Source organism: Vibrio sp. A1-b2 (assembly GCF_021726015.1).
Taxonomy (GTDB): domain Bacteria; phylum Pseudomonadota; class Gammaproteobacteria; order Enterobacterales; family Vibrionaceae; genus Vibrio; species Vibrio diazotrophicus.
Window position 1 is genome coordinate 65,464 of the sequence record NZ_JAKKCI010000003.1, and the last position, 21,866, is coordinate 87,329.

At 43.5% G+C, this 21,866-nt stretch carries 20 protein-coding genes; 6 read left to right on the forward strand and 14 right to left on the reverse strand.

The window, feature by feature from the left end:
• Window positions 1-24: 24 nt before the first annotated feature.
• A complete protein-coding gene (locus L3V23_RS07860) occupies window positions 25-1,959 on the forward strand; it encodes a winged helix-turn-helix domain-containing protein (protein WP_102965278.1) in 1,935 nt (644 codons plus the stop codon).
• A 10-nt stretch (window positions 1,960-1,969) separates the two neighbouring features.
• On the opposite strand, the gene leuE is transcribed toward L3V23_RS07860, so the two are convergent.
• The 4 genes from leuE to L3V23_RS07880 all read right to left on the reverse strand — a co-directional run bounded on the left by leuE (window position 1,970) and on the right by L3V23_RS07880 (window position 6,854).
• Window positions 1,970-2,611, reverse strand: coding sequence for a leucine efflux protein LeuE (leuE, locus tag L3V23_RS07865; protein WP_102942218.1), 642 nt, complete (start codon window positions 2,609-2,611; stop codon window positions 1,970-1,972).
• Window positions 2,612-2,712: 101 nt separating this feature from the next.
• The gene (locus L3V23_RS07870; protein ID WP_042482975.1) at window positions 2,713-3,453 is read right to left on the reverse strand and encodes a DNA-binding transcriptional regulator YciT; all 741 of its coding nucleotides are present in this window, start codon (window positions 3,451-3,453) and stop codon (window positions 2,713-2,715) included.
• Between the two features lie 75 nt (window positions 3,454-3,528).
• Window positions 3,529-5,952 carry a formate C-acetyltransferase/glycerol dehydratase family glycyl radical enzyme gene (locus L3V23_RS07875; RefSeq protein ID WP_102965277.1) on the reverse strand — a complete coding sequence of 808 codons (2,424 nt, stop codon included), beginning with the start codon at window positions 5,950-5,952 and terminating at the stop codon, window positions 3,529-3,531.
• 2 nt (window positions 5,953-5,954) lie between these two features.
• Entirely contained in the window at window positions 5,955-6,854 is a 900-nt protein-coding gene (locus L3V23_RS07880) for a glycyl-radical enzyme activating protein (RefSeq protein ID WP_102962536.1), read from the reverse strand.
• 175 nt (window positions 6,855-7,029) lie between these two features.
• Between L3V23_RS07880 and L3V23_RS07885 the strand changes: the two genes are divergently transcribed.
• Window positions 7,030-7,704, forward strand: a complete 675-nt coding sequence (locus tag L3V23_RS07885; RefSeq protein ID WP_102962622.1) for a fructose-6-phosphate aldolase — start codon at window positions 7,030-7,032, stop codon at window positions 7,702-7,704.
• Window positions 7,705-7,739: 35 nt separating this feature from the next.
• Here the strand turns inward: L3V23_RS07885 and L3V23_RS07890 are convergent, their stop codons facing one another.
• Window positions 7,740-8,351, reverse strand: coding sequence for a HutD family protein (locus tag L3V23_RS07890; protein WP_237292165.1), 612 nt, complete (start codon window positions 8,349-8,351; stop codon window positions 7,740-7,742).
• Window positions 8,344-9,729, reverse strand: a complete 1,386-nt coding sequence (locus L3V23_RS07895; protein WP_102965275.1) for a formimidoylglutamate deiminase — start codon at window positions 9,727-9,729, stop codon at window positions 8,344-8,346. Before L3V23_RS07895 ends, L3V23_RS07890 begins: the two co-directional genes overlap by 8 nt.
• A gap of 242 nt (window positions 9,730-9,971) precedes the next feature.
• Between L3V23_RS07895 and hutG the strand changes: the two genes are divergently transcribed.
• Both hutG and L3V23_RS07905 read left to right on the forward strand, forming a co-directional pair.
• Window positions 9,972-10,784, forward strand: coding sequence for an N-formylglutamate deformylase (gene hutG, locus L3V23_RS07900; protein WP_102965274.1), 813 nt, complete (start codon window positions 9,972-9,974; stop codon window positions 10,782-10,784).
• Window positions 10,785-10,934: 150 nt separating this feature from the next.
• Window positions 10,935-12,257, forward strand: a complete 1,323-nt coding sequence (locus L3V23_RS07905) for a YjiH family protein (RefSeq protein ID WP_102965273.1) — start codon at window positions 10,935-10,937, stop codon at window positions 12,255-12,257.
• Window positions 12,258-12,340: 83 nt separating this feature from the next.
• Here the strand turns inward: L3V23_RS07905 and L3V23_RS07910 are convergent, their stop codons facing one another.
• The 4 genes from L3V23_RS07910 to L3V23_RS07925 form a co-directional block, all read right to left on the reverse strand.
• Complete coding sequence (locus tag L3V23_RS07910) at window positions 12,341-12,886, reverse strand: GNAT family protein (RefSeq protein ID WP_102965272.1); 546 nt, start codon at window positions 12,884-12,886, stop codon at window positions 12,341-12,343.
• Window positions 12,886-13,380 (reverse strand): GNAT family N-acetyltransferase, encoded by a 495-nt coding sequence (locus tag L3V23_RS07915; protein WP_042482954.1) that lies wholly within the window; start codon window positions 13,378-13,380, stop codon window positions 12,886-12,888. Before L3V23_RS07915 ends, L3V23_RS07910 begins: the two co-directional genes overlap by 1 nt.
• Before the next feature lie 92 nt (window positions 13,381-13,472).
• Window positions 13,473-13,973 carry a GNAT family N-acetyltransferase gene (locus L3V23_RS07920; protein ID WP_052404573.1) on the reverse strand — a complete coding sequence of 167 codons (501 nt, stop codon included), beginning with the start codon at window positions 13,971-13,973 and terminating at the stop codon, window positions 13,473-13,475.
• 11 nt (window positions 13,974-13,984) lie between these two features.
• Window positions 13,985-14,404, reverse strand: a complete 420-nt coding sequence (locus L3V23_RS07925) for a rhodanese-like domain-containing protein (protein ID WP_217995504.1) — start codon at window positions 14,402-14,404, stop codon at window positions 13,985-13,987.
• Window positions 14,405-14,592: 188 nt separating this feature from the next.
• Here L3V23_RS07925 and L3V23_RS07930 point away from each other — a divergent pair, with 188 nt between their 5' ends.
• Together L3V23_RS07930 and L3V23_RS07935 are read left to right on the forward strand one after the other, a co-directional pair.
• Complete coding sequence (locus tag L3V23_RS07930) at window positions 14,593-15,444, forward strand: LysR family transcriptional regulator (RefSeq protein WP_102965270.1); 852 nt, start codon at window positions 14,593-14,595, stop codon at window positions 15,442-15,444.
• A 213-nt stretch (window positions 15,445-15,657) separates the two neighbouring features.
• Complete coding sequence (locus L3V23_RS07935) at window positions 15,658-16,683, forward strand: LacI family DNA-binding transcriptional regulator (protein WP_102965269.1); 1,026 nt, start codon at window positions 15,658-15,660, stop codon at window positions 16,681-16,683.
• 91 nt (window positions 16,684-16,774) lie between these two features.
• Here L3V23_RS07935 and ugpC read toward each other — a convergent pair whose 3' ends face one another.
• Genes ugpC through L3V23_RS07955 form a run of 4 tightly spaced genes read right to left on the reverse strand, consistent with a single transcriptional unit; the run spans window position 16,775 to window position 21,837 of the window.
• Window positions 16,775-17,857, reverse strand: a complete 1,083-nt coding sequence (ugpC, locus tag L3V23_RS07940; protein WP_042482943.1) for a sn-glycerol-3-phosphate ABC transporter ATP-binding protein UgpC — start codon at window positions 17,855-17,857, stop codon at window positions 16,775-16,777.
• The gene (locus L3V23_RS07945) at window positions 17,850-20,144 is read right to left on the reverse strand and encodes a glycoside hydrolase family 2 TIM barrel-domain containing protein (protein ID WP_102965268.1); all 2,295 of its coding nucleotides are present in this window, start codon (window positions 20,142-20,144) and stop codon (window positions 17,850-17,852) included. Before L3V23_RS07945 ends, ugpC begins: the two co-directional genes overlap by 8 nt.
• Window positions 20,144-20,956 carry a carbohydrate ABC transporter permease gene (locus tag L3V23_RS07950; protein WP_042482936.1) on the reverse strand — a complete coding sequence of 271 codons (813 nt, stop codon included), beginning with the start codon at window positions 20,954-20,956 and terminating at the stop codon, window positions 20,144-20,146. The genes L3V23_RS07945 and L3V23_RS07950 overlap by 1 nt, the downstream gene beginning before the upstream one ends.
• A gap of 2 nt (window positions 20,957-20,958) precedes the next feature.
• A complete protein-coding gene (locus tag L3V23_RS07955; RefSeq protein WP_042482934.1) occupies window positions 20,959-21,837 on the reverse strand; it encodes a sugar ABC transporter permease in 879 nt (292 codons plus the stop codon).
• Between the last annotated feature and the right edge of the window lie 29 nt (window positions 21,838-21,866).

Here is a 21,866-nt window from a genome sequence, read left to right on the forward strand (position 1 = left end):
TAACAGTAAAAGTCACCAAAATGGATGAACACGGTGAGGTCTATTGTAGAAACAACACGTGCTTCCGAGTTGAGTTTTCTAGAACAAGTATTTGATGAGCATGGCCCTGACGTAATTGGTTTATATGGGATTCCTGGCGTGGGCAAAACTACGCTATTAAATCAATTCATTAAACGTCACTCCAACCAATGTCTGACAATTAACTGCCAACATATAGAACCAACGCCTAAAGCCTTCATCAAAAAATTAAGTAAGTTAACCAATTGCGAAGATAATCTCTCTTCAATCTGTTGCTCAATTGCTCCGAAAACGATCTTGGTTATCGATCAGTTTGAATCATTAAACTTAATTGAAACTTGGCTCAGGCGAGAATTCGTACCACATATGCACGGGCAGCTAAGACTCATTTTTTCTGGTCGAATTCATCCCGATAGACAATGGGTCATTAATCCACCAGATAACAGTGAATTCCGCTGTATGAAACTTAACAGTCTCAGTTTTTCTGCTGCGGTTAGCTACTTACAGACTCTTGGTCATACACAAATAGTCGCTATGGGGATCAATCAATTCGCTCATGGACACCCACTAGCCCTTCAACTTGCAAGTTCAGCGGTTCTAGAACAGTCTCAGCGCAAGTTAAATGAAATCCCACCTAATGATGTGGTTCAAACATTGGTACAGTATTTTGTTGAGGATATAAAAGGCCATCAGTTAAAACAGGCTTTGGAGGCGACAGCGATTGTCCGTAGGATATACGAGCCATTACTCACTGCGATGTTAAACGTTGAAGAGAATGTAGGTGCGTGTCTTTATAACGCCCTTTCGGAAATAGAATTCGTAGAGCATAGAGAAGATGGGCTGAGCCTACATGACATACTAAAAAACGTCATTTCAGCGAATATGAAATCTCAATACCCAATCCGCTACTGCCAATATAGACATCGTGCCTGTGTATTGTTAAATGAAGAAATGAGACATTCGTCGCCGAGCCAACTCTGGCGTTATACCGCTGATATTATTTACTTGGTTGAAAACAGTGTTATCCGTTCAGCATTTTTCCCACCATTTGATCAGAGAGAATACAGTGTAGAGCCCGCAGATGAACATAACCGAGATGCGATATTTGCCATCATTGAAAAACACGAAGCTCCAGAGATGTATAGGGTCTACCAGCAATGGTGGGAGAAACAAATAAACACCTTTCACTGTATTAAAAACAGTAGCAATCAAACAGTAGGATTTTACTGCCTGATCAAACCTGGCGATGTATCTCTAGAATTAATCAACCAAGATCCAATCACTTCACTCTGGGCTCAACATCTCTCTAATGACAAAAACAACTGCAACCTAAACCAATGCTTATTTATCAGGCGCTGGTTATCATTGAACGAAGGAGAATCATTATGTGGTGCACAGGCTGCATGCTGGCTTGATATAAAACGAGCTTATTTGGAAATGAGGCCAGAATTGAGAAGAGTTTATCTGACCGTGAACGATCTACAGCCCTATTCGCTCATCGCGACAGAACTTGGGTTTCAAGTATTGGATTTAGACTACCAGATTAACGATAAATCCTATTATTCAGCAATGCTGGATATGGGAGAAGGCTCTGTAGACGATTGGGTTTCGAAACGATTAATACAGGAGGTCAATCAGGAGCAAACGAATTTGGAGTACCCTGACTGGTTCGATAGCAACGCCCGCCAATTAGTTCTAAGTCACACTCGTATCGATTTAACCCCCTTAGAATTCGGCACTCTAGAACTCCTACTCAGTCAACAAGGCACAGTGATTACTCGTAAAACGTTGCTTAAACAAGTATGGAAAATAGAGTATGAAGGTTCTAGTAACGTCGTAGATACCATCATACGGTCTTTGAGAAGAAAATTGGATGATAAGGCCGATATCATCCAGTCAGTGAGAGGCGTTGGTTACCGTTGTCGGCTTAACGAAAAGTAATTATAGGCTTTTAACTCAAACTCGCCAAACGAGCTGCGAATCCCATAAAGAACATACCTAACAGACCATTACCTAGATTCGCTAAGGCTTTGTTGTTCTTAAACAGTTGAGTAAGTGATGTGCCCAAAAAGATCAGAGCACTTAAATACACAATGCTGAACACTTCCAAAATGGTTGCCAAAATCAGGTAAGACGCCCAAGTGTGCTCATAAGTGTAATCAATAAACTGGATGAAAAACGACACATAGAAAAGAATCGCTTTTGGGTTGGTCAAACTCAAAGTAAGTGACTTAGCAAACACGTTCTCTTTCTTCTTAGGGCGCGCCATTTCTGCCCCCTCTTCACCTTTTTTGCTCATCAGCTGATGGATGATTTTAATACCTAAATACAGCAGGTAAGCCGCACCAAGATAGCGAATGATAGTGAACAAAACTGGAGAAGTTTGAATGAGTGACGCGACTCCCAAATAAGAGAGCAGGATTAAAACAGCATCGCCGATCAACACACCAGACGCGGCTTGATAGCCAGCTTTCACACCCAGTGACGAGCTTGATTTCAATACATAAAGAGAGTTTGGACCCGGAGCAAGAATGATCATTGTCAGACCAACCAAATAGGTCCAAATATTGATAACACCAAACGCTTCTAACATCCTGTCCTCGACTTAACTATTCAACTTTTCAATCTGTATAACCAAAACAACGCACCATGTCTATATGTCACACAATACTTTGTGCAAACTTCGTATCGCACTTACCCGAGGATAACCTCAATACCTTGTTGTTTTAAAAAACTAAGATCACTTTGCGAAGCGTTATCATCGGTAAGAAGAATAGATATTTGGTCAAAACGTCCAATGGTCGAAGGGTATATTTGTCCGAACTTACTCGAGTCGGTCAGTATGATATTTCGGCGCTGTTTCGCCAATATTGTCGAAGCAATATCTGCGCGCATCATATCCCGACTGGTAAAGCCCGTATCTTGATGAAAACCATCAACGCCTAAAAATGCGGTACTAAAATGGATATTTTCAATACACAGCTTGGTTAACGGGCCAACGAGACTTTCACCTTGATGCTGATATACCCCACCGAGCAATATGATATTGGCTGAGGTATTACGAATGAGGTGTGCGATATAGGCGGACGGGGTAACGATAGTAACGTCGCCACGCTCTGCTAGAGTTCTCGCTAACAAAGCATTTGCGCTTCCACCTTCGATCAGCACAGTTTCATTACGCGCAACCAAATCTGCGGCTTTGTTGGCTAGAGATTGTTTGATATTGAAATGAACCTCCAAGCGGTTATCAATATCATCACTTTGCAGAGTGGTCGCCGCACCGTGAACTCGTTTGAGATAACCTTCCTGCTCAAGAAGATTCAAATCTTGACGGATGGTAACGCCAGACACACCAATAAGCTCGACAAGTTCAGTAACTTGAATTCGTTTACGCTCATTAACTAACTGTACTATTTGATTTTGTCTAGCGTTCATAACACTGCTCTAAAATGAAAAGAGGCTCCATTATAGAGCCTCTCCTTTTCATTTGAAACCAAAGTGAAAGTTTAATTACAACTCATGTTCCGTACGAGCAATGATATCGTCCTGCGCATCAGGAGATAATGCCGTAAAGAATGCTGAATAACCTGCAACTCGAACAACCAGATCGCGGTATTGTTCTGGGTTCTTCTTCGCGGCTAATAAAGTCTCACGAGAAACAATATTGTATTGGACATGCCAGCCTTTGTGATGGTTAAAGAAGGTACGAATTAGCATTGATAACTTCAGTTTGTCACTCTCAGATTCAACAGCCGCAGGGCTTAACTTCTGATTAAGCAGTACTCCGCCTAGAATCTTATTCGCTTGGATCTTACCGACAGAATTATAAACCGCCGTTGGCCCTAGTCTATCTGAGCCAGAAGCAGGGCTAGCCCCTTCCGCCAGTGGTGTTTTAGCTTTGCGACCATCAGGTGTAGCCATGGTAGAGGCGCCAAACGGGACATTGGCAGAAATACTTGAAGTACCTGCGTAGTAACCACCACCAATCGGTCCACGTCCATGACGTGTATTCACAAAGTTGTCGAGTTCATCAATGTAGACCTGATAAGCCTGCGCAAGTAGTGAGTCGACAGAATCATCGTCATTACCATACTTAGGTGCAAAGTTGATAAGACGCTGACGTAGCTGTTCTTGTTCAGAACTTGCGAAATTATCAGCAAGAGCTTTAGCCAGCTCAGGTTGTGAAATCTGAGCGTCATCAAAGACCATGTGCTTAATCGCAGCTAGGCTATTACCTAAGTTAGCAATACCCACTTGCAGCCCCGATACCCAATCGTATTTTGCTCCGCCCTCTTTGACGGTTTTGCCTCGCTCTAAACAGCTATCGACCAGCGATGAACAGAAAATATCGTGAGCTTGTTGCTCAAGCACAGTATCCACAACGGTATCAATTTCGATAGATTTACGAGTGTAGTAGCGGATTTGCTCTGCCCATGATGCCATCACTTCATCGAAGTTAGTGAAGCTGCCTTCCGCCAGCGATTTCTCGTGCGCTAAGAAGGTTTTACCTGAAGTCGCATCTTCGCCCTTGTTCAATGCTGCAAGCAAAATTCGCGCGAAGTTGATAAAGCTCATGCCCGTACAACGGTAGCCCCATTTCCCCGGTACCGCAGTCTCTATACAACCAATAGAGGCATAGTTGTAAGCATCTTCTTTCTCTACCCCCAGCTTAATGAATTCAGGGATGACAATTTCATCATTATTAAATGCTGGCATTCCAAAACCGCATTTAATCACTTCAATACAGCCCATTAAGAATTCTTGATTTAGCCCCTCGTGATAGCGAACGCTCAAGTTAGGTTGTGTTGAACGAAGCTGGCCACACGATTCCAGAATCGCCCACGACAGAGGATTAACAGCATCTTCTGGTTCGCCGTTCGCATTGAGTTTTTGCCCACCAATGCAGACGTTTTGATACAGAGGTGAACCCGCTGACGCTTTAGAGTGAGCGCCCGAACGTATCTTGTTCACTTCTAACAATTTCAGCCAGCAACTTTGTAGCAATTCAAGCGCAAAGCCTTTCTCAAGCTTACCGCTCTCCAAATCAGCGACATAGAATCGATTAAGGAACTGATCCATTCGGCCAAACGAAACCGAGTGTCCGTTTGATTCGATTTGTAGCATCAGCTGAACAAAGTAAGACAGTTGCAAAGCTTGCCAGAAGTTCTGTGGAGCGTGGTAAGCCACGTAACGACAGTTTTCAGCGATAGCTTCCAGCTCGGCTTTACGTTCTGGACGCGATTCTGCTTGCGCCATTTCCGCCGCCAGTGTGGCATAGCTAGCCATATGCTCTTGTATCGCTAAAAGCACGATTTCTGTCGCTTTGTAGAATTGCTCTTTTCTGAGCCCCTCGAATGTCGATATGTCATTGTGGGATCTTAATTCGCGAACTTCCGCAATTAGTCCATTCATGCCTATTTTGAGAATTTTCTCGTTATCCACCGCAAGGTGAGCATCACCTGAAGTCATGTTACCTTCAGCTTTGATGATGGTTGTTGCGAGGATATCTTGCTGCTCATCCGTAAACAGTCCATAACAGCGATCTTGCACTGTTTTACCTCGCCAATATGGCGTCAGTGAATGAATGATTTCTTTATCTTGTTCAGTAACCGCGAAACCAGCTCCGGGTCTATCGGCCAAGTCGTCAATCTCTGCTTCTATCCAACGAACGGTGTACTCAGGAAATATAGGTGCAGCTCTTAACTTGCTCGCTTGGTTACCAACAATGAGCTCGTCATTTTTAATCCAGATAGTACGAGTTTCAAGGTGCTCTTTAAGTGCCAGAGCGCGTTGAATAATCACAGGTTTATCTTCATTTTCGGCGTATGCGCGTGTATATGCTTGGGCTCGCTCGGTACAAACCGGCGGTGTAACAATATTAATCAGTTCCGATTTGTGCGCTTTAATTCGCTCAGGTAAGTAATTTAAATCCATGATTAGCCTCTCACAGTGACATTGAGTTGAGTATGTTTACGCGCGTATTGTTGAGCTCTCTCTAAAAGTTGGGGGTTGCTCAGCGGTTTGTCTGAGCACAAGTACGGCATATCCAATAAACGGTATTTGTTGATCCCTAGTGTGTGGTAGGACAACAAGTGAAGTTCTTTGCAGCTTTGTAGAGAAGCAGCAAAGTCGATAATTTGTTTGAGTTCTTGATCTGTATCGTTGAACTCCGGCACAACAGGTACACGGATAACGATGCGCTTGGCGATAGAATCTAACTTGCGGAAATTTTCCTTGATGCGCTTAAGTGAACCTTTAGCCCATTGATTGAATTTGACCTCTTCCGTGTGTTTCAAATCGGCTAGCCAGCAATCAATAAAAGGCGCGACCTTTTCAACGTTTTTCCAAGGTGCGTGCATACACGATTCAATCGCAGTAGAGACACTGTTTTGCTTTAGTTTTTTGGCGATATCGGCAACCAGATGCGCTTGCATCAAGGGTTCGCCACCAGAAAACGTTACACCTCCAGAGCTTTGGTCATAGAAGGGTTTGTCTTTCATCAATTCTTTGAACAGTTGTTCAGCATCTGCTTCTTGCCCACACACGGTTAGCGCTTGTGTCGGGCAGATATTGTCTAATTCCGCGAGATCTTCATTGGTAAGCAAATCTCTATCGATCGAAATAACACCATCTTGTTTGCTGATTGCCGAGCACGCTTTACTGCATATGTCACAATCCTCTAGGCAGATTCTCTGATCAAACAACAGCGAACGTTTTTCACTACGACTTTCAGGATTCTGACACCAAGGGCAAGCAAGCGAACATCCCTTCAAGAAAAGGATAGAACGGATTCCATCACCATCATGGGTTGAAAATCGTTGAATGTTGAAATACATGCCTTTCACCTAATAGCGCTAAATTCGATAATCTAGCTTTTCAAATTTTCTATATTTGAAATAATCAAACTTTCAAATGAAAGTTACATTGATCAAAATCAAAGGCTGAATAGGTAGTGTTCTTTATAGTTATGACAACGATGAAACTGAGATCTCGAACAGAGAGAGAAATATCATGATTGAACTGTACCTAGACACAGCCGATGTCGAACAGACAAAGCGTTTTAACCAGTGCCTGCCACTGAAAGGAATTACCACCAATCCAAGTATTCTGGCCAAGTCAAATCAAGGGCTAAAAGAGACACTACAAGGCATGCAACAAGCATTAGGTGGTACACCTAGATTCCATGCTCAAGTGGTCAGTTCTACAGCCCAAGAGATGTTGGAAGAAGCACGCCAGATTAACGAACTGCCTTACGATATGGTGGTAAAAGTTCCAGCAACGGAAGTTGGCTTAACGGCAATTAAGTTAATGAAAAAAGAGGGAATTCAAGTTCTCGCCACTGCTATTTATTCGGCTCAGCAAGGCTTTTTGGCCGCGCTATGCGGTGCTGATTACTTAGCGCCGTATGTAAACCGTATTGATGCAATGAATGGTAATGGCGTGGAAGTTGTTGCCGATCTTCAACTGCTTTTAGACCAAAATCAGTTGCCAGCAAAGATACTTGCTGCGAGTTTCAAAAATACTCAGCAGGCGATGGAAGTGATGAAACTTGGTATCGAAGCTATCACACTTCCTGTCGATGTTGCTGCTGCAATGTTTGCTCATCCAGCGGTTGCACCAGCAGTTGCACAGTTCGATAAAGACTGGAAGGAAGCATTTGGCGACAAGCTTTCATTTGAAAGCTAACGAATCGTAAAAGTAACAATTGGCTGACCTTATGGTCAGCTAATTGTATTAGCAGTAATAACAATAAAAACGCCACAACCTTTTTGCAACGTAATCTGACTATTCTGATGCAGAAGAACCGTGGCTTGATTTGGTATTGCGATACTTTGTTGTATCGCTTGCGACTGTACCAACAATTCACAATCGCTGTTGGCATAGAAACCCGTGAACAGCGTGCTCGAATCGATAGTAATAACGCGAGATGCTGGAGAGAAAACCGCTTGCACTTCCGAGCTGACTTTGCCTTCTCGCACCATAATGTTGAGATCTTCAATTGCTCCGTTTGATAGGGTCGCATAGGTACTATCACCACCAGCGAAATGCGCAACAGACAACACTTGCTGAAGGTTATGTTGATATTCTTTTTGTGCGTTTTTATGGGACAGAAGCATCCCATTGCCCTTTAGCAAAACAAGCGTACGATGCAGACCAGAAAAATCAGAGAACGCACCATCTTCAACCACAGCAGCTTGGCTAACGCGATACAGCACCTCATCGTTTTCTCGGCTCACCGCAATTTCTAACGTTTCACCCAAGCCATTTTTCCACGGCATACGCAGATAGTCAGATTGAGGCACTACACTAAACAAGTTTGAGTGATTAGACATCGTAAATCACCTTCTTAATCACTTTAGAGAACTCTGAACGGCTTATAACATCGAGCTCATGTCGTCCTTCGCTAATCACTTGCTTGCCAGCAACAAACACATCTTTCACCACATTTTCGCTGCATGCAAACAACCAACGATTCAGTACATCTTTGGTTTCGCTTGCACCAATAAACGGATGGCTATCATCAAGCACCATAAAGTCTGCGCGTTGACCAACCGATAAACCTAACTCTACGCCACATGACTGATTGCCGCCCAATAACGCTTGCTTAAACAGGTTATCACCAATGCTAGTTTGCTCGCCTCGATATAGACGATTTCGTTGTTGATCGCGAAGGCGTTGACCGTATTCCAGAATACGCAGTTCTTCAACAATCGACAGGCTTACATGGCTATCTGAACCGATACCCCAGCGACCATTCAAACGTTCAAATTCAACTCCAGGGAAAATGCCATCACCCAAGTTTGCTTCTGTCGTCGGACACAAACCCACTACCGCTTTGCTGCTGGCAATTGCATTGAGTTCGTATTCATTCAGGTGCGTCGCGTGGATTAAGTTCCAACGCTCATTCAAACCCACATGTTCATGCAACCACTCAACAGGACGTTGACCACTCCATGCCAAACAGTCATTCACTTCTTTCTGCTGTTCAGAAATATGAATGTGTACCACTTTGTTGCTGTCGGATGAGCTCAATACTTCTTTGATTTGCTGCTCTGTTACCGCACGTAGTGAATGGAAACAGATACCAAGGTTGTGCAGCTTAGAACCTGCTAAGGCTTGCTCACATTGACTTTGCAGCTCCAAATAGGAGTGTGACGAATTGATAAAGCGAGCTTGTCCTTCGTTCGGAGCCTGCGCGCCAAAACCAGAATGAGAATACAACACAGGTAACAGAGTCAGACCAATACCAGAGCGATCCGCTGCATTGATCAACTGGTGAGACATCTCAGCTCGGTTGGCATAGTGTTTACCCGCAACATCATGGTGTAAATAGTGGAACTCACCCACTTGGGTATAACCCGCTTTAAGCATGTCGATATAGAGCTGAGTAGCGATAACGTTGGCTTGTTCTGGCGAAAGCTTTTGTACAATTTTGTACATCAGATCGCGCCAACTCCAAAAGCTATCATTCGGGTTCAAACACACTTCTGCCATTCCCGCCATGACACGTTGGAAAGCATGTGAATGCACGTTTGCTAAGGTTGGCAATACTGGGCCAATAAGCTTTGTTGCCCCCTCAAGCGCTGAAGTATCCGATTCGACATGAGTAAACACTCCATCGGTGACTTCGAAAGAGACGTTGTTATGCCAACCATCGGCGAGCCAAGCTCGCTCAGCAAAGAAATAATGACGTGTTTGAGTCCCTGTCATGGTGAATTCCTAGTTCAAAAAAGTAATCACTTGCGCTGTTTAAAATAAGTGTAATTTAGCTTTATATGTATATACAAGTTATATTTTCCAACTCAATTCACTCACGAAAACAAGGGGATTTGATACAGAAAAAAGTGAGATAAATGCAATAAATAATTAACCTCTCACTTGCAACAACGTTTTATGACAGCTAGATTAACAAATGTATATACATTTAATAAAGATAACGGAGTATCTGTCAAATGAGTCAGCCAAATTGTGTACGTTCACCATTCGAATTTCATCAAGGAAGCGTCCCACTGTTAGTGAGTATGCCTCATTCTGGTTTAGGTCTGACTCCAGAAGTTGAACAAGGCTTGACGGAAGCCGCTAAGAAACTTCCAGATACTGATTGGTTTATTCCAGAGCTTTATGAGTGTGTAAAAGAACTGGGCGCGAGTGTCATTTCAGCTAACTATTCTCGCTACGTGATTGACCTAAATCGACCAAGTGACGACAAGCCACTCTACACAACAAAAACTACAGGCTTGTTCCCAGAGATCCTCTTCGACTCCACTCCGGTTTTCGTTGATGGTAAAGCACCAAGCGAAAGTGACCACGAACGCTATAAAGAACAGATTTGGCATCCATACCACTCCACAATTGAACAAGAACTAGCGCGCCTTAAATCTATTCACGGCTACGCCATCTTATTTGATGCCCACAGTATCGCCGCGCAAGTACCTATGTTGTTCGAAGGGACGTTGCCTGAATTCAACTGGGGAACCAACCAAGGCGAATCATGCAGCAACGCAATTGTCGATGCTGTGATGGGTGCGGTATCTGACCGCTATAGCCAAGTGCTCAACGGTCGTTTCAAAGGCGGTTTCATTACTCGCGGATTTGGTAAACCGAGCGAAAATATTCACGCCATTCAGCTTGAAATGTCACAAGACACTTACTTAAACAATGACGCACTCGCTCAAGGGAGATACGAGTTAGATGCGAACAAAGCCATCAAAATTAAATCGCAACTCAACGCGATTTTAAGTGCTGTTCTAAAAGCACAGATTTAACTGTTCAAAGCAATAAAATTATTTGCCGTTTGGATGAACGGCAAGAGAAGAGCGTATAGAACGCCAAGATTAAAAGTTCAGTCAAAAACACGGAGCACGGGGCAGAACGACTGCCTACGTGCAAAGTTTCACTCACTAAGGAAGGTAACTATGGAAGCAACTGGATCCATGCTCACGAAACCTGTTTGGTCTTCAGCACTGAAACTGGTTCTGTTTAGCCTTATCGGCATCATCTTTTTCTTTGTACCGATCGAAATCAACGCAAAATCCACTATTCCACTCGACCACATGGTTTCTTGGCTACGTGCAACATCACCTAAAGGTGTTGAGATTTATGCACTGCTGATGATCATCGCTGGTAGCGTCTACCCTTTTGTTACAGGCAGTTGGAACGCAAACATAACGCAGAAAGTGCTTTCTGTGCTTAAAGTAGTCGGCGTAATTACTGCGCTAATGGCGTTTTTTTCAGTCGGTCCAGCACTGCTATTTGAAAAAGACATGCTGCCATTTCTATTTGGCAAGCTTGTTGTGCCAGTAGGTCTGATTGTTCCTGTTGGCGCAATTTTCTTAGCGTTTTTAATCGGCTTTGGTTTGCTTGAAATGGTTGGCGTGCTGCTTCAACCTGTGATGCGCCCTATTTTCAAAACACCGGGTAAATCAGCCATTGATGCTGTTGCTTCTTTTGTAGGCAGCTACTCAATTGGTCTTCTTATTACCAACCGCGTATACAAATCCGGTCAGTACTCAGCAAAAGAAGCAGCCATTATCGCTACAGGCTTTTCAACCGTTTCAGCAACCTTCATGGTCATCGTGGCTAAAACATTAGGCTTGATGGAGATTTGGAACCTGTTCTTCTGGAGCACATTGGTTCTGACTTTTGTCGTTACCGCTATTACGGTACGTCTACGTCCACTTGCTCGTTTAGATGATTCAAAGCCGATTGCTGATGAGGTTCCAAGTGATCTGCCACGCATCAAACAAGCCGTGAATGAAGGTCTGCAAATCGCAGACAAATCTGAGCCAGTGTTAAGTAGCATCTTTAAGAACCTGAAAGAAGGTCTGTTAATGGCAATGAGTATTCTGCCATCAATCATGTCTGTGGGTTTGATCGGCTTGCTACTTGCTAAATACACACCTGTCTTCGAATGGTTGGGTATTCTGTTCTATCCGTTCGCTTGGATAGCGCAAATGCCAGATCCTATGTTGGTTGCAAAAGCTTCAGCGACGGGCCTTGCAGAGATGTTTTTACCTGCACTGATTGCAGCGAAAAGTGACTTCATTACTCGCTTTGTGATTGGTCAGATTTCTATCTCTTCAATCTTGTTCTTCTCAGCGTCGATCCCCTGTATTTTGTCGACCGAGATTCCAATCTCAGTAAGACAGATCGTTGTAGTTTGGTTCCAACGTACTGTATTAACGCTGCTGCTAAGTTCTCCAGTGGCATATGCGATTCAGCATTTCACGATGAGCTAGTAGCGGTTAGATGAATGAAAAAATCCCCGCAGTTATCACTGTGGGGATTTTTGTTTCAGACGACTAGATAAATACAAATCTGTTTACTTACCAAGCCAATGACTGCGGCTCAAACCATAAACAGCATGATCAACAACGCGACCATTGAGGTTCTCCGCGCAAGTAATAATGCCTTCCAAGTTGAACCCCAAACGTTTACAAACATTACGACTGGGTGCGTTATCAACAGCGGCTGAAATCTCTACCTTCTGCATATTCAGTTCACGAAACGCCATTTCGATGAGCTTAGATACTGAACGGGTGACGATGCCCTTCCCCCTAAATTGTTCCCTCAGCCAGTAACCGATTTCGACCTTTTTAAGATCATAATTGATGGTATTGAAACTGATGTTTCCCACCAGCTCGTCTTCATAGAACATTGCACAAACCAGTGACTTTCCATCGGCATAATCGTGCAGCGAACGTTGAATGAAACTGAGAAAGAACGCTTCACTATCAGCATGAGGAGGCCAAGCTAACCACTGGCTTAAATACTCACGTTCACTTTGAACAATCTCAAAATAGCGAGCTGCGAATGAGGGCTGAACCAAAACCAGCTTTAAATCCTTTTCTATTCTCAGGCTAAACATTATTCCCCCTGTAAAGCGTATCTCATCATTTTGGCACCTTCACCATAGGTTGATGAAATGCTCTGCTTGTCTACTACGCTGAAGCCCATATTGATCCAAAACGTTGATGAATCTTGTACCGCCACCAAGCGAATTTCATCAAAGCCCATTGTTTTTGCTATTGAAATTAAGTGGCTAACCAACTTGCTTCCTATACCCTGCCCAGCGGCCTTATCTGATATTGCGAGATCGTGCAGAAACAGATATGAGTTTAAAACACCAGATTCTTCCGGTAGCGGTTTAAACAGTTTCGGCGGTGCTTGCTTATCCCAAGCGTGTGCCAAGAGGTAACCCAGCACTGACTCTTTATCTTGATACACGAAGCAGCACTGCGGTGTGCGACGCCATTTACTTTGCAACACCTCTATCGTTTCGGGCTCTACTTGCAAATAGACTTCAGATTGCACCGAGAGTATTCCTGCCCACGTATTATCATCAATTGGCTTTATTGACATTCTGACTCTTCAAATGGATGGCGGAGTTTTCTTTGTTTATGTGTACGGTTCTCAGAATGACATCTTCAAATGAAAGTCGCAATCAGGGATAACTAATTAAATTCATTGTGGTTCCAGAAGAACCTTTGCTTCTCTTTATCAATCGCTCCCAACCTGTGATAAAAGCCAATGGCGTTGGTATTTGATGTGGGTGTTTGCCACTGAATTTCTGATAAAGAACGTTCTTGCGCAAACTCTGAAGCTTTCATCAGCATCGCTTTGCCTAAGCCTTTGCCTCTGACTTCAGGTCTAAGATAAAGGCAGTCCAAGTAGAGATAGTGGTTCATATCCCACGTTGAAAACTGCTTTATCAGACTCATATACCCCACAATACTGCCATCGATTTCTACAACCCAAATTGCTGCGGGGTATGTTTGATTCTGTAAAGTCTGAAGCTGGCCAGATACAACCAGAGTGTGACCTTCATAATCTGCGTGCTCGCACATTAGTTGCCAAATATCGTAAGCATCTTCTGAGCAACTCATACGGATATCGATTCGTTGATTCACTATTTCACCCCAAGTTAACCTGTTCTCAGCTTCAGTTTTACTCATTAAACCACCATTTAGCTTTGCGCTTCACCTAATCGGCGATTCACAGGGTAACGCTCGAAATCTTCCCAATACTGAATACCACCAATCATCTCTTTAACAACAAAACCCAAGGCTGAAATTTTCTTAGCCGCTTTAGTCGCACCGTTACACCCTGGCCCCCAGCAGTAGACTACAAAAGTTGTGTCTTTCGGATAGTGAGCAAAAGACTCCGCATTGATGTTGGCGTGAGGCATGCTATCTGCAGTAATGGCGTGGCTTTTGTTGTAGGCCTCGACACTTCGAACATCGAGCAAAATGAACTGTTTGTTGTTCTCTTTGATATCGGCGTAAACATCTGAGCAATCCGTTTCAAAGCTCAGCTTGTTGCTAAAAAACGCATTCGCTGTTTCGCTGTCAGCCGCTGGGTGGCCAAGTACACTCGACATAGTCATAATGATTTCTCTCCTTAACGTTGTATAACCAAAGCCATGTTGTTTGTTTCCTAGCCAGTGTATTGACCAAACATAGCGATGAGAATTCGTAGTTTCTGAAGGGAGCGTTAAGAGAAAACAAATATACTTTTGCTTCTGATAGCCGATAATGGGGCATCAATTGCTGATAGTGAAACGTGCTGGATTACATGGAATTTTATCACCTACGCTCATTTGTTGTTGTCGCTCAAACAGGAAACTTAACCCTAGCGGCTAAGCAACTATATACAACGCCACCAGCCGTCAGCGCGCACATCAAAGCGCTGGAAGAAGAGCTGCAAGTGCCACTTTTTGTACGTACCAGTAAAGGGATGAAACTGACCGAAAAAGGCGAACTGTTACTTAAAAAAGCACAGAAAACCTTAGATTCCGCGTTTGATTTGGTTAACGCTGCGGCATCCAGTCAGGATGAAATCGTCGGAACGTTTCGTCTGGCATTGAATCAAAAACCAGCCCAGCTTGAAGTCCCTCGCCTGATAGAGAACTTACTGGAAAGTACACCCGGTATTACATTGCAAATCCACCCTATGTCTACAGGGAAAACGATTGAAGCAATACGCTCTGAAGAGATGGACGGAGGTTTTGTGTATGGGGAAGTGCCAAGCGATTTTGTCTCAGTGAAAGTTAAATCGCAAAAAATCACAACGATTGCCCCATTTGGCTTTAACTCCGATACGCCCTTAGAAAAGAGTCATTGGATTACGATGGGTTACTACTGCCCGTTTGATGATTTCTTAAAATTGAAGTTGGGTGATGATATCAATGCCATTACCAGCAGTGATGATGATGCAACTCGATTAGAGCTAGTAAGAAGTGGGTTGGGACTGAGCTTTTATGAACTTGAAGACGCAAAGGAACATGCGCAGAACAATCAAATCACCATCATTCCAGATTTAGACTTCGAGGCTGAGCTCTACTTTATTGTGCCGAAGAACAGAGCGAATTCGCCGATTGCCAAAGCAGTTATGCAAGAGATCTGTGCAATCTGGGAAATGGCGTAGACTTCTAGTGCCAATCAGAATCCCAAACAAGTGAGCTGTTATACATTAAGGAACTAGATCAGGAAGAAAACATAGGCTTGTGAGATTCCAAATTAGATTTAGAAAAGGAACACCTGAGATGTTTGCACTTGGTTAGTTCAACCGTTGACCAAGATCGCTTTCTTGTTAGGAAAAGTTTAGTAATATTTTAAGAAAATTTTTAGAGAATTTTCTTTGGCAACATTAAAAGACATCGCAGACAAAGTTGGTGTAGCATCATCAACAGTATCGAGAGTCCTGAATCAGGACGATACACTTTCCATCACTTCTGAAAAGCGACAGTTAATCAATAAAGTGGCAATTGAGCTGGGTTATCTTTCTCCTATCCAGCGTAAGAAGCAGCGTCAACAACAAAATGCCATCGCAGCTCGCACCCACTACAAGCTGGCAAATGGAGACGCGCTAAACTTGGTGGTCGTTCATTGCCTTAGTCCCAATGAAGAACTAAACGACCCTTACTATACAGCGATTCGAATTGGCATAGAGAATAGCTGCCATCAACACAACATCGCTTTGCGTAATACATTTGCCAATAACTTGGCTGCGAACAGCAGTTTCTTACAACAAGCTCAAGCCGTTATTTGTGTTGGTCATTTTAAAGATCAAGATGTCACCCTCATCCAATCACTAAATCCTAACCTGATATTTGTTGATTCAAACCCGCTAGATAAACAGTGCGATGTGGTGCAATTCGATAGAGAAGCTGCCTCACGAGAAATTGTTGGCAATATGATATCAGCCGATGTTCAGAGACCTGCATTTATTGGTAATGATGAGACCCGTTTACATGTTTTTCGAGAAATGACCCAAGCTCACGGCATCTACGGTTCAGCACGCTGCAAGGTTAGCACGAACTTTTGCATTGAATCTGGCTATTTAGCTATGACAGAAATGCTGTCCACTCAACCTTGGCCTGATGTGGTCTTTGCTGCAACAGACATTATCGCCATAGGTGTCTATCGTGCCATCCAAGAAAGGGATATCGAAATTCCTAAAGATATCCAAGTGATCAGTATGAACGATATCCCTACCGCACAGCATATGAATCCAAGTCTCACGACAATGAGACTCTATGCGACTGAGATGGGTGAAGCGGCTGTAGATCTATTTATGGAACTCGTTGCTGGACGCCAATATCACAAAACCGTTCAGCTCGGCTATGAAATGATATGGCGCAAAAGTTTTGCTAAGCCACTCTAACTTCAGCTTCATATATGTTTAGAAGCAAAATAGATAGAAAAGCGGCCGTTCAACGACCGCTTTTCTTTTTATCAAGTTTCAAACGATTTCGTTAGTTTATACGCAGGCCTTCTTCATTAAACAGATGGCATTGTTCACTGAAGCAGCTCAGTCCAACATCACAGTAGCTTTCTAATACTTGATCTCCCACTAAGTGTACTTTGAAACTATCAACGCCAGCACAGTGGCCAAACATATATGTAGCGTTACCTAGTCGCTCTGTTACTTCATTACGCATCGTCAGATGAACATCCCCTTCTCTTTCCAAATTGAGATGTTCTGGACGAATACCGATTGTCACAGGTTGCCCTTCTGAGACCGTGTAATCACCGCGTAACAAGCTCACCGTATTGCCGTCCTTCAGTTTAATATTCACTCGTTCTTGTTCACAGCTCACTACCGTTGCGGGTAATAAATTCATCTTAGGAGAGCCAATGAAACCCGCCACAAAAAGATTTTGCGGCCTATTATAAAGCTCGATTGGAGAACCCACCTGCTCGATTCGCCCCTGATTGAGCACAACGATTTTATCTGCTAATGTCATCGCTTCAACCTGATCATGGGTAACATAGATCATGGTGTTTCCCATTTCCTGATGCAGCTTTGCTATCTGCAAACGCATTTCAACTCTTAACTCAGCATCCAAATTTGACAAAGGCTCGTCAAACAAAAACACCTTGGGGTCCCGAACGATTGCCCGTCCTATTGCGACTCGCTGACGTTGACCACCCGATAGCTCTTTAGGTTTACGATCGAGTAGGTGTTCTAGCTGCAGAGTTTTAGCTGCTCTCTGCACCAGTTGCTCAACTTCCAACTTTGGGCGACCATTCATTTTCAGACCAAAACCGATATTTTCAGCAACCGACATATGTGGGTATAAAGCATAAGACTGAAACACCATTGCAATACCACGAGCCGCAGGGTCAAGTTCGTTCACTCTCTGGTTGTCTATTTCAATTGCACCATCAGAAATCTGCTCTAATCCCGCAACCATACGAAGCAGGGTTGATTTACCGCATCCCGACGGTCCCACAAAAACCACAAACTCTCCAGACTCAATATCCAGATTAACATTGTGTATGGTTTGGACACTGCCGTAACGCTTAACGATGTTTTCTAAAGTGATATTAGCCATATTGAACCTCATTTTGAGTTTGTTGGCTGATGACCTGTTGATGTTTAACCAAAATAGAGCGAGAGAATTCGCCAAAACACGAACTCTTCAGTTTGATTTCGCCGGTTCCTTGTTGAAACGCTCGCACCCAGAAGCTAGCAACGCCGCCCTCTAAAGGTATTGATGTCGGGCCGATTACAGCGAGATTGTCACTGCTACTAATCTGAATAACATCTTTGAAATAAGGCAGTATTTGACCTTTTTGGTCGAGAGCTTTAATGACCACGTGGCAGGTATCACCACAGTGAGCATTTAAGCTATCTGTCTGCAAACTGATATCTAGTAGCGTTGGCACCGGAGAGGCGGCAAGTTCGGTTTCAATACAAACAGTACCATCCACATAACCAGTGAACTTAATATCTTGCCAAGAGTTACCCCAGTCGCCCACAGGCAGATCTCTCTGATTAGTCACATCAACCACAACCGGCGGATGTGGCAGATTCGGGAAGCGGCCTTTGTCAGGGAAAAAGCTGCGACATACACCATCACCAATCTGAATATCAACACGATCACAGTTGGTCAAAATAATTAATGGCAGAGCTTTTGCCTCCGGACGTTCACCACGAGTCCAGTAGGTCACGGGGTTAAGAATGACTTGATGTTTCGGCGACATCTGACTGGCATAAACAGATGCAGCAAATTTTGGAACCCTGAATGCATCATTCACACCGTGGTAGCAGATTTTGTCACCACTTCCGAAGTCCCTGTGGGTGTTGTAATCAAATAAACACCAAGTGATGGCACCGCTAATATTCGGGTTCGAAAAACTGGCATTCAGCACTCGTAGATGACGCATCACATGCTCATTTTGCCAAACTTCGCAGTCAGTACGTTTGGTTGGGAACATATGCCCTGCATATTCAGTAACTAAATACGGAACGGGTTTATCTAAACCAGTGACAGTTTGCGGACTGCGCAGTTCAATATCCCCATTAGGATTCAAATGGCTATCGCTCAAAATGAAGTCGTTCATGGTATAAACATCTTCAAGATATTCACTGTTCTGAATGCAGCGTACACCACCCGTTTGTCGGCTAGGATCGAGTTTACGAGCCAATGCGTTTGTCTGAGTATAGAAGTCGTGGCTATCCACAGATTCATTAATGCGTACACCCCACAAAATGATGCTAGGGTGATTCCAATCGCGTTCAATCATCGCTAGCACATTATCAATTGATTTCTGCTGCCAAGCTTGGTCTCCGACATGTTGCCACCCTGCAATTTCCTCAAAAACGAGTAATCCCAGTTCATCGCATCGATCCAGAAAATGTACAGACTGAGGATAGTGAGAAGTGCGAATCAAGTTGAAGCCTAGTTTTTGCTTAGCCAGTTCCGCATCCAGTTGTTGGGCACGTTTACCCATCGCGTAGCCCGCATACGGATAACTTTGATGTCGGTTTACCCCGACCAACTGAAGTCTTTCATTGTTGAGATAGAATCCATCTACCCTGAACTCCGCTTCACGAAGCCCAAAACGGCACTGATAATAATCACTCAGATTTTCACCAAGCAGCTCTACTTGTAGCGTATATAAATTCGGGTGGTCTGGATGCCACAATTGCGCCTCAGTAAGTGGCTCGAAACACACTTTTATCGCTTGTTCATCTGACTGGCAATTCGTGATCCGCTGACTAGCGACTGTATTACCTTCGGCAGAGACTAGTGTTAGCTTCATCGTCAATGGCGCGTTGTAATCAGCCAGTTTTTCCAGATAAACCGTAGCTTCCACTGTTGGCTTTGACAGAACGTTAAAGGTATCGACTTTAACGTTCTTCACGCGTACCTCATCAAAGCGAGTTAAGTTCACGTCACGATAAATGCCAGGAAAGCAAAGAAAATCAATCATGCCACCAAAAGGTGGAATCGCTGGGTTTTCTCGTCCACTTAACGTGACAGTAATGTGATTGTCGCCTTCTTGTAACCAAGGTGACAGATGCACATCAAATGGTGTATAGCCATCGCTATGCTGCTTGGTCAACTTACCATTAACGTATACGTGTGCATCACACATCACACCTTCAAAATGCATAACCAGTTGCTTGCTAAAATCAGTTTGCGTCGCTTTTAAGCGATACTGATAAGTAAAATCTTGATGAAGTTTTGTTTCGTCAAAATAGTTCAGTGGGACATCAACCGCGTTGTGCGGTAACTCTATTTGCTGGCTACCCTGCACATGTTCAAGTGAAGCGTTGATGTGAAAGCCTGGGCAAAACACCCAGTTTTGAGACAATAATTGGGTATTTCGCATTATTTAACGGCTCCGGTCATACTGGCGATAAATTGCTTTTGCATCGCGAAGAAAATCAAAAGGCTTGGCAATGTGGAAAGTACTGTGCCAACCATAATCAGCCCAAAATCGGGTGAATAAGCAGAAGCAAAGCTAGAGAGAATAAGGTTTATTGTTTTAAGCTCATTAGATTGCAGGACTATCAAGGGCCACAAGAATGAGTTCCAAGAGGACATGAATACGATAATGAAGGCGGCAGAGTAACTGGCTCGCATTATTGGTACGTAGACAAAAAGAAAAATTTTCCACTCCGCAACGCCTTCTACCCTAGCAGCATCAATAAGCTCCAGAGGGAAAGATTTGGTACATTGGCGAAAGTAGAAAATGATGAACGCGCCAGAAATGGTCGGCATTATCACAGCAAAGTGAGTATCGAGTAACCCCGCTTTACCAAACATTGTGAACAGCGGAATCATCAAGGCAGCGAACGGGATCATCATTGTCGTTAATAAAGCGGTATAAACACGTTCACGATTCTTGCTTTGATAAATTTCAAACGCATAACCAGCGATAGAACATATCGCTAGTGTCGCTACTGTACTGATAATGGCTATTTTGGCTGTATTCCAGAAAATTAAAGTCAAATCCACTTGGCTAGTCAGATTGTTGAAATTAACCAGTAGCTGGTCACCAAATGTATATTTTCCAATGTTTATATCACTAGTACGGTTGGTACTTGATACCACCATCCAGTAAAACGGAAATAGCGAGAAGAGACTGACAATACCTAAAAACAAGTGCATGAATAAGGTATAAAGTTGACTACGTTTCATGATTACTTGTTCCTCGCAGCTTTAAATTGCACAACAGCTAAAACCGCCGATAGCACAACAATCACATAGGAAACTGTGGCCGCGTAACCGAAGTTCGGCACATAAGAAAATGATAAGTTGTAGATATAGAGTGACAAAGTCATCGTTGAATTCGCAGGCCCTCCATTAGTGATGTTCATTGCTTCATCAAATAACTGAAGCGTACCTATAGTGGATGTCACCGTAGTAAATAAGATCACAGGTTTCAGTAATGGAACAGTGATGAACAAGAACTGCTTTATCGGGCTTACGCCATCAATTCGAGCCGCTTCATATATAGACTTATCAATATTCTGCATTGCCGATAGAAAGAAAATCATGTTGTAGCCAGTCCAACGCCAAGTGATAGCGATGATAACCGTTACTTTTGCCCAAAATGGATCGGCTAACCAAGGAATCGGTTCAGAAATGATGTGAATCGCCATCAATACAGAATTCACAACGCCATCGAGCTCAAACATACTCTTAAACAGTATTGAGTAAGCCACCAAAGAAGTTACACAAGGCAAGAAAATAGCCAATCGGAACCACTGTTTGTATCTTAATTTGGATGAGTTCAGACACGATGAGACCGCCAGAGAAAGGAAGATCATGATCGGTACTTGAATGGCTAGAAATGTCAGAGTGTTCCATAGGGCTTTTTTAAACATCGGATCATAAAACAGCCTGATCACGTTAGAGACACCAGCAAATTCTAGTATTACCCCACGACCGGAATGCAATGATAACCAGAGCGACTTTCCAATCGGGTAAAGAGTCATTAAGGCAATTAAACCCACGGCAGTTGCGACAAAAGCCCAGCCGTTAATGTCATACAGCCTGTGCATCTTGGATTTATGCATGGTTACACCATTTAATTGGATTGAAGAGG

Excerpts from the sequence above, each read along its gene's own strand:
- L3V23_RS07890 (WP_237292165.1), bottom strand. The coding sequence starts at position 8,351 with ATGTCTAATCACTCAAACTTGTTTAGTGTAGTGCCTCAATCTGACTAT.
- L3V23_RS07925 (WP_217995504.1), bottom strand. The coding sequence starts at position 14,404 with ATGACTATGTCGAGTGTACTTGGCCACCCAGCGGCTGACAGCGAAACA.
- L3V23_RS07895 (WP_102965275.1), bottom strand. The coding sequence starts at position 9,729 with ATGACAGGGACTCAAACACGTCATTATTTCTTTGCTGAGCGAGCTTGG.
- leuE (WP_102942218.1), bottom strand. The coding sequence starts at position 2,611 with ATGTTAGAAGCGTTTGGTGTTATCAATATTTGGACCTATTTGGTTGGT.
- L3V23_RS07910 (WP_102965272.1), bottom strand. The coding sequence starts at position 12,886 with ATGTTTAGCCTGAGAATAGAAAAGGATTTAAAGCTGGTTTTGGTTCAG.
- L3V23_RS07950 (WP_042482936.1), bottom strand. The coding sequence starts at position 20,956 with ATGAAACGTAGTCAACTTTATACCTTATTCATGCACTTGTTTTTAGGT.
- L3V23_RS07870 (WP_042482975.1), bottom strand. The coding sequence starts at position 3,453 with ATGAACGCTAGACAAAATCAAATAGTACAGTTAGTTAATGAGCGTAAA.
- L3V23_RS07930 (WP_102965270.1), top strand. The coding sequence starts at position 14,593 with ATGGAATTTTATCACCTACGCTCATTTGTTGTTGTCGCTCAAACAGGA.
- L3V23_RS07880 (WP_102962536.1), bottom strand. The coding sequence starts at position 6,854 with ATGTATTTCAACATTCAACGATTTTCAACCCATGATGGTGATGGAATC.
- L3V23_RS07955 (WP_042482934.1), bottom strand. The coding sequence starts at position 21,837 with ATGCATAAATCCAAGATGCACAGGCTGTATGACATTAACGGCTGGGCT.
- L3V23_RS07915 (WP_042482954.1), bottom strand. The coding sequence starts at position 13,380 with ATGTCAATAAAGCCAATTGATGATAATACGTGGGCAGGAATACTCTCG.
- L3V23_RS07920 (WP_052404573.1), bottom strand. The coding sequence starts at position 13,973 with ATGAGTAAAACTGAAGCTGAGAACAGGTTAACTTGGGGTGAAATAGTG.
- L3V23_RS07905 (WP_102965273.1), top strand. The coding sequence starts at position 10,935 with ATGGAAGCAACTGGATCCATGCTCACGAAACCTGTTTGGTCTTCAGCA.
- ugpC (WP_042482943.1), bottom strand. The coding sequence starts at position 17,857 with ATGGCTAATATCACTTTAGAAAACATCGTTAAGCGTTACGGCAGTGTC.
- L3V23_RS07860 (WP_102965278.1), top strand. The coding sequence starts at position 25 with ATGAACACGGTGAGGTCTATTGTAGAAACAACACGTGCTTCCGAGTTG.
- hutG (WP_102965274.1), top strand. The coding sequence starts at position 9,972 with ATGAGTCAGCCAAATTGTGTACGTTCACCATTCGAATTTCATCAAGGA.
- L3V23_RS07945 (WP_102965268.1), bottom strand. The coding sequence starts at position 20,144 with ATGCGAAATACCCAATTATTGTCTCAAAACTGGGTGTTTTGCCCAGGC.
- L3V23_RS07875 (WP_102965277.1), bottom strand. The coding sequence starts at position 5,952 with ATGGATTTAAATTACTTACCTGAGCGAATTAAAGCGCACAAATCGGAA.
- L3V23_RS07885 (WP_102962622.1), top strand. The coding sequence starts at position 7,030 with ATGATTGAACTGTACCTAGACACAGCCGATGTCGAACAGACAAAGCGT.